The organism is Paenibacillus sp. BAC0078 (genome assembly GCF_054483875.1).
The window spans coordinates 21,903-28,547 of the sequence record NZ_JBTLRW010000036.1; the positions used below are offsets into that span (position 1 = coordinate 21,903).

The 6,645-nt window shown below is 49.0% G+C and carries 5 protein-coding genes; 1 reads left to right on the top strand and 4 read right to left on the bottom strand.

Features of this window, described 5'->3' with window-relative positions; genetic code table 11:
- Window positions 1-17 precede the first annotated feature (17 nt).
- Complete coding sequence (locus ACX1DY_RS30955) at window positions 18-917, top strand: AraC family transcriptional regulator (protein WP_458967959.1); 900 nt, start codon at window positions 18-20, stop codon at window positions 915-917.
- Window positions 918-1,165: 248 nt separating this feature from the next.
- Here the strand turns inward: ACX1DY_RS30955 and ACX1DY_RS30960 are convergent, their stop codons facing one another.
- From ACX1DY_RS30960 to ACX1DY_RS30975, 4 genes are all read right to left on the bottom strand, one after another.
- Window positions 1,166-2,560 carry a SpoVR family protein gene (locus tag ACX1DY_RS30960; RefSeq protein WP_458967960.1) on the bottom strand — a complete coding sequence of 465 codons (1,395 nt, stop codon included), beginning with the start codon at window positions 2,558-2,560 and terminating at the stop codon, window positions 1,166-1,168.
- A 629-nt stretch (window positions 2,561-3,189) separates the two neighbouring features.
- Complete coding sequence (locus tag ACX1DY_RS30965) at window positions 3,190-3,588, bottom strand: retropepsin-like aspartic protease (protein WP_458967961.1); 399 nt, start codon at window positions 3,586-3,588, stop codon at window positions 3,190-3,192.
- Window positions 3,578-3,835, bottom strand: a complete 258-nt coding sequence (locus ACX1DY_RS30970; RefSeq protein ID WP_458967962.1) for a hypothetical protein — start codon at window positions 3,833-3,835, stop codon at window positions 3,578-3,580. Before ACX1DY_RS30970 ends, ACX1DY_RS30965 begins: the two co-directional genes overlap by 11 nt.
- Before the next feature lie 166 nt (window positions 3,836-4,001).
- On the bottom strand, window positions 4,002-6,146 hold the full coding sequence (locus ACX1DY_RS30975; protein ID WP_458967963.1) for an alpha-amylase family glycosyl hydrolase: 2,145 nt from the start codon (window positions 6,144-6,146) through the stop codon (window positions 4,002-4,004).
- Window positions 6,147-6,645: the final 499 nt, after the last annotated feature.

The following is a 6,645-nucleotide window of genomic DNA, read 5'->3' on the forward strand; positions in this document are numbered from 1 at the left end:
AAAGGTTAGGTGGCTGCTTGAACTACAGTAAGGATATTGAACGCTCTATTGAATATATCGAGGACAATATTAAAAAAAATCTGACAGCCGAGGACATTGCGGCGGAGGCCGGGTACTCGCTGTATCATTTTTGCCGGGTGTTCAGTCTGTGCAAGGACATGCCGGTGATGGAGTATGTGCGGAGCCGGAAGCTGTCTCTGGCAGCGGTCGAGCTGTTCAGCGGCAGGAGGATTATAGATATTGCGCTGGATTATGGTTTTGAGACGCAGAGCGGGTTCGCGAAGGCGTTCCGCAAAGCTTTTGGCTACAGTCCCTCGCAATATGCGGCGCGGATGGAAGGATTTCTGCGGGATAAGGATGAACCTATTTTGAAAATCGGAGGGTATATGATGGAACCTGTATTTGTAAAAAAACCGGGTTTCCGTGTTGCGGGCTACGGCATCCACACCAATGTGGCGGAAGGTCAATATACGAAGGATATCGCTTCTTTCTGGAGCAATTATGAAGGTGAAAATCTGGAATCGAAAATGTACGCCATTCTGAATCCGCCCAAGCACGGAGAGGTTGGTTTATGTATTCCCGACACTGAGAGCGGTAATGCCACTTATCTGCTGGGGGTGATTGTGGAGGACTTCAGCCGGGTCACCGGAGACATGCTTACGGCGGCTGTGCGTGAGGCGGAATACGCGGTTTTCACTACACCGCCAGTGGACACCTCAGAGGGACAAGGGCAAGAGGCGTTTGTGCAGGTGATCAAGAGCACCTGGAGGTATATTTTTGAGGAATGGTTCCCGGCCAGCGGCTATGAGTATGATGAAGGCAAGCTGGATTTCGAGTATTACGACGAGCGCTGCCATTCCCGGGTGGATACGGTGATGGAGATTTATGTTCCGGTGAGGGTGCGAGCGGGAAAATAGAGTTTAGAGGCTGAGGCAAAGGCTGCGCGGTGGATGCCGTAACTGCGGGAATGTTTGGACTTTCGGCCGCTGTTGTCTCCGGATTTATTTGATTATATCCGCTTGCGGATTAAATCCGGAGACAGCTTATGCTTACGATGCTAGCTTTCCTTCGGAAAGCTCTCAGGCGGACGCTATCGCTCCTACAGTTCCAAAATTCCCTCCGTTACTCCCACCTTCCCAGCCTTTTGCTGTTATTCCAACCTCTACTACATAAACTTCCGCTGCACCTTTTTGCCGTCATAGGTAAAAAGGGCTTTTTTGTCTTCGACTACGGTTTGCAGGTGCACGGTGCGGCCCCACAGGGCATAGATGTGCGGGAGCGTGCGCTCCAGGTACTTCAGGTCCAGCTCGATGCTCTCGTAGCGGTGCACGATCAGCAGCTCACCGTTGCGCTCGTAGTCGGCGTCCTGAATGACAAGGTACGGCGAGCCGCCGTTGACCCGGGCGAGTACGAGCTGGTCGCGGACATTTTCCCAAGCCTTGTCGGTGATTTTCCATTCCGGACCTTTTTTCTCGAAGACATACAGGTCCAGGTCATTGACCAATTGCTTCGACAGATAGCTGCGGATAAAAGAGATGTCAGAATCCAGCTCCCGCACCTCGAACATTTTGTCGCGGTCCCAGCGGCGTTCGATGTCCTCAAAGATTTTCAGCCCTAAATAATACGGATTCAGGCTCTGGCGGGAGGGCTGCACAACCGCAGAATTCAGCTTGGCGTATTCGACAGTCTCTTCCGGTGTCAGATCCAGCTCACGCATGATCCGCTGATGCCAGAAGGAGGCCCAGCCTTCGTTCATGATCTTGGTCTCCATCTGCGGCCAGAAGTAAAGCATTTCGTCACGCAGCATGGTCATGATGTCGCGCTGCCAATCCTCCAGTGACGTGGAATATTGCTGGATGAACCAGACGATATCCTTCTCCGGCTCTGGCGGGAAGGCGCGTTTGCCTGCGGAATCCGGTTCTGGGGGAGCAGCAGTGCTCTTATCCAGATTCCACAGCTCATCATAAGGATTCGCTGGACCGGAGCTGCCGGATGAGGCGTCCTTGCGCTCCTTCATTTTGGCTTCCAGCAGGTGGGTTTTACCCAGCTTGCGCGGCTGGATCAGGCTGGGGTCGATGTGCTCCTGAACGGCCAGCACGGAGTCGATGAAGCTCTCTACGGCATCCGTGCCGTAGGTGACAGAATAGCCGGCGATTCGGTCCGCCGTGGCTGACATGCTCTCGACCATGTCGCGGTTGGACATCGAGAAGCGCATATTGTTCTTGAAAAAATCGCAGTGCGCCAGCACATGCGCCACGATCAGCTTGTTCTGGACAAGCGAGTTGCCGTCCAGCAGGAAGGCGTAGCAGGGGTTGGAGTTAATGACAAGCTCGTAGATTTTGCTGAGTCCGAAATCATATTGCGACTTCATCTTATGAAAAGTTTTTCCGAAGCTCCAGTGCCCGAACCGCGTAGGCATCCCGTAGGCACCAAAGGTATAAATAATATCGGCAGGGCATATTTCATAACGCATCGGGTAAAAATCCAGCCCGAACCCGGAAGCAATCTCCGTAATCTCGGCAATCGCCCGCTCCAGCGCTTTTATCTCATCTCCGGGCATAATCCCATCTCTCCCTCCAGCTTGGCTGTATGCTGCAACCTATTCTGACAAGGCCGCAAAGGTTCCGCTACAACGTGCGGAACTGTTCTTTTTATGTATATGGGGGGAGAGGAGGGAGTATGATGGCGGGTTGGCTTGATGGATGCATGGAAGGGAACGTAATGAGCAATTAGGATGTTTATCTATAAACGTATACAGCACAATGTTCGTGTATAAGGTAACTTCACGGGGTGAAATCATGAGAAAAATGAAAATTATCATTGGGATTTTAGTGATCAGTAGTATTTCATTCAGCCTGCCGACTAATGCTAAACAAACGGATAATTCATGCGAAAGGGTACCTTATTAATCCCCTGTATTCAAGAACAAATAGATGAATTTTACAAAAGAAAATTAACTGATACTCCAATCTTTGCCCCGTACATCGGTGTTACATTATTAGAAGTTAGATCCTTCTCATAGCATATGAATGTTAACGTAACGCTGGAACCTTATTGATGTAGGAAAGGATACGATGATGTTTCGAATCTACAACAGTGGCAAAGTATCATTAATTAATTTCAAGCATCTTGAAGATTACACACTAATGTTTCATTATCAACCACATTCAGCAATTTGGCGGGCCTTCCTTATTGCCCCTTTCTTTCAGAAGCAGGATGCATAACAAGCTCCGCCAAATTCAGCACAATATTTGCCGCCATTAACACATCTATTCCAAGAAGCCCATTGATCGAAAGCTTTTCATGAAGTGCTCCAATATCCAACTTGTAATTATCAATATGAAAGCTGCCTAAATGAATTGAATCAAATGTTTTACGAAAGCAGCTTTCTTCACCACCGATACCGAATGCAGTAACAATTTCATCTCCAGTTTCAAAATAAACGCCAACATCTGCTATAGCATCAGTAGATAACAAAGTATGTGATGCCCCTGTATCAATAACAAGTTTGTCGATGGTGATTTCTTGTCCTTTAAATTTTAGGGTAAGGGATGTTTGCAATAATCCATCGACGTATTCAATTTTCATGGTGCATGACTCCCCGCAAGCCACGAAGTGTGCGAATCTCAACCTTCAGTTCTTCGTTTGCAGTGTGAGACACGATCATGCCATCCCTAGATTGAAGCAGCTCTTTGGTCGCCTCTTTCGGGTCTTGAATGGCACGGATCAGTGCGACTTCATCAACAAACTTGGTGTTGCCTTCGGTATGAGAAGCAAGGATTTGCAGCTTGACGTATTGATCGGGATAAATCTTACGAACTTCTTCCCATTGCATGGCTGGCACCTCCAGTTCGGTTTGTCCTTTCATTGTATCAGATAATGGCTAATTAAAAAGGCTCTCCACAAACGATACCTTATCGTTTGTAGAGAGCCTTTTTTCGTAAGCGCCTTGGCGATAACAAACTCTGCCAATCCCTTATTTCCGTGCTGATGGCACCCGTTTAATTTTGCCAGTCGACAGTCACTGTTCCTACGCCGCTGGTTGGTGACGTATACGTATGGTTGCTACCGCCCTCCCAGTTGACGGTGGTGCCGTTCGACTTGATGAACTTGAACTGCAGTGCCGTCCCTGCCGGTACGCTGACGTCGAAATACCATGTCGGATAGGATGCTTCAACTACGTTGTACATTGGGCCAATCGCACCAGAGGTGTTCCAGGCACCAAGCTCGGCTACATTGCCGACCAGGTATACACTTGTTCCAAGGGCTGTGGTGGCGTTGTTGACTTTAAAGCGCACGGTGACCTGATCGGCCGTCAGTACGTTGAAATTGCTGAAGGCATTGCTCTTTGTACTGGAAGATGTGGCTACCGATACATTCGTCTTCCCGGCAGCGACACTTGGGATTTTCACTTTAATCTGGGAGTCTTCCCAGCTCACAATGTTTGAACCGGTGACAGCCGTAGTGCCGAAATAGACCGTGCCCGCCGAGCTGCCGAAGCCGCGGCCGTCAATCGTTACGGTGTTGCCCGGTTTGCCCATTGTCGGTCCGACATTGGCGATGGTCGGCGATGTCTCTGCAGCCCCATATTGCCAAACAGCCGTTCCTCCGGCCGCAAGCGTGAAATTGGTGACGGAGCCGCTGCTGCCAACGGTAATTGAATTGCCGTTTAACAGGCCGCCCAGCACATCCGAATAGGTGCCCGCAGGCAGCGACGATAACAGGTTCGAAATCGGATAAGGCGTGGACGTGTTGCGGTTGATGGCAACGAGGGCGACGCTTTTGCCGAATTTCCGTTCATAAATGTAGACGTCGTCATTGACCCAGCGCTGTGTGGTCGTTCCGTAAGCGATAGCGGGATTGGACTTGCGCAGCGGGGCCAAGGCTTTAATCAGTTTGTAAGCTGTTGTGTTGGTGTTAAACCCTGTCATCATGGCCCGGTTATTCGGATCACCAACGCCGGTCATGTATTGTTCGGTACCATAGTAGATGGCCGGTACTCCGCGGGATGTCAGTGTGAGCGCCAGTGCTTGTTCGGTTGGCCGCGTGCTGGAACCTGCCACCTGGAAGCGGTCCATATCATGATTGTCGATAAAGGTTACCATATTATTAATATAATTATAGCTGGATGCGGTAGAGGCTAACACTGAGTTGAGATCGTTCATAGTTTCCGATTTGTCCTTGAATACTTCCCGAACCTCCTGAGCGTATGCGAAGTCAAGCAGGTTCATACCACTGTTGTTGGCAAAATTGACGTTGTCCGTACTGGTTTCGTCAGTGCCAAGGAACCATTCGCCGAAGGTGAAAACCGGATGACTGCCGCTATAGATGGAGGAGACATAGCTTTTTTGCCAGCCGAATGGCATATGCTTCACCGCATCGAATCTGATGCCGTCTACACCGAGGCCAAGCCAGAGGTCTATGGCTTCCTTGAAATAGCTGTCAATCGTGCTGTTATTTTGATTGATGTCCGCCAGATCATAGAGGTTTCTGTAAATGCCGTCTTCAATGGTGGAAAAATCCGTGCCGCCGTTGTGATGGAACAAGCCGGCGGAGTCGCTTCCATAAGCTCCGAGCAACGTGCCGTTATTATACAGCTTGCCATTCTCGGCAAAGCTTGCGTTCGTGGACGAAGCCGGGCTGGTATGGTTTGGAGCAAAGTCGATAATGACCTTGATGTTATTCGCATGCGCCGTGGATATCAGGTTTTGAAAATCGGTGAAGCTCCCGAAGGCGGCATTGGTTTTTTTGAAATCCCGGGGCCAATAACCATGATAAGCTGTGTTGTTAACACCGGAATAGTTGATGACAGAGGTGATGTTCTCCACAGGCTGAGAAATCCAAATTGCCGTAACTCCCATACCAGTCAGGTAGCCGTCATTGATTTTGTTGATGATTCCCTGCCAGTCTCCCCCAAAATACAGCTTTAAATTGGAACGATCGCTGCTGAATGCAGAACCTGTCGGATTGTTAGACGAATTGCCGTCTGAGAACCGGTCGGTTACAATTTGATAAACAACGTCCGTACTGTAATCAAGTTTGTTATCAACGCTTGTATCCGGGGAAGCCCATGCGGGCAATGCGGCACCCAGTACCATGCTCATTGAAAGCGATAGGGTCGTCAAAAGCTTTGAATACGATTTCATAATTCAACTCTCCTTTCAAATGTTCCGCCTTTAATCATCGGATCGGTCCTGCTCTGCCTCCAGAAAAGCGGGTGCGCAACCGCTTGGAGCCGGCAGGTATAGCCAATGAGACTACTTACTTTCTTCTTCTTCAGCATCTGCCTGTTTCACGGTGAACGTATGCAAATAATGACAGGAAACCGGTTTCCTCACCAAAATACCACTCTATTAGGATCAAGTCAATAACTAAAATGGGATTATTTATAAAAAATACATTTTTATATGTTGGAGGACTGTGAGTACAATCTATTCCAGTAGGAAGCTGATTTTTTTAACGGCCTTCTGAGATTCATCCCCTACCTCTGCAGGTAGGGGATGAATCTCGGTTAGGCGAAGCCTAAATGCATTTTCTATTGTGTGTGCCCTTGGGCGTCAAATTCATCCTATCTTTTTCCAATAAGAGGATAGATGTTGGATGTTTGTGTGATATAATAGGAACATATGATCCGATCAAGGTGGT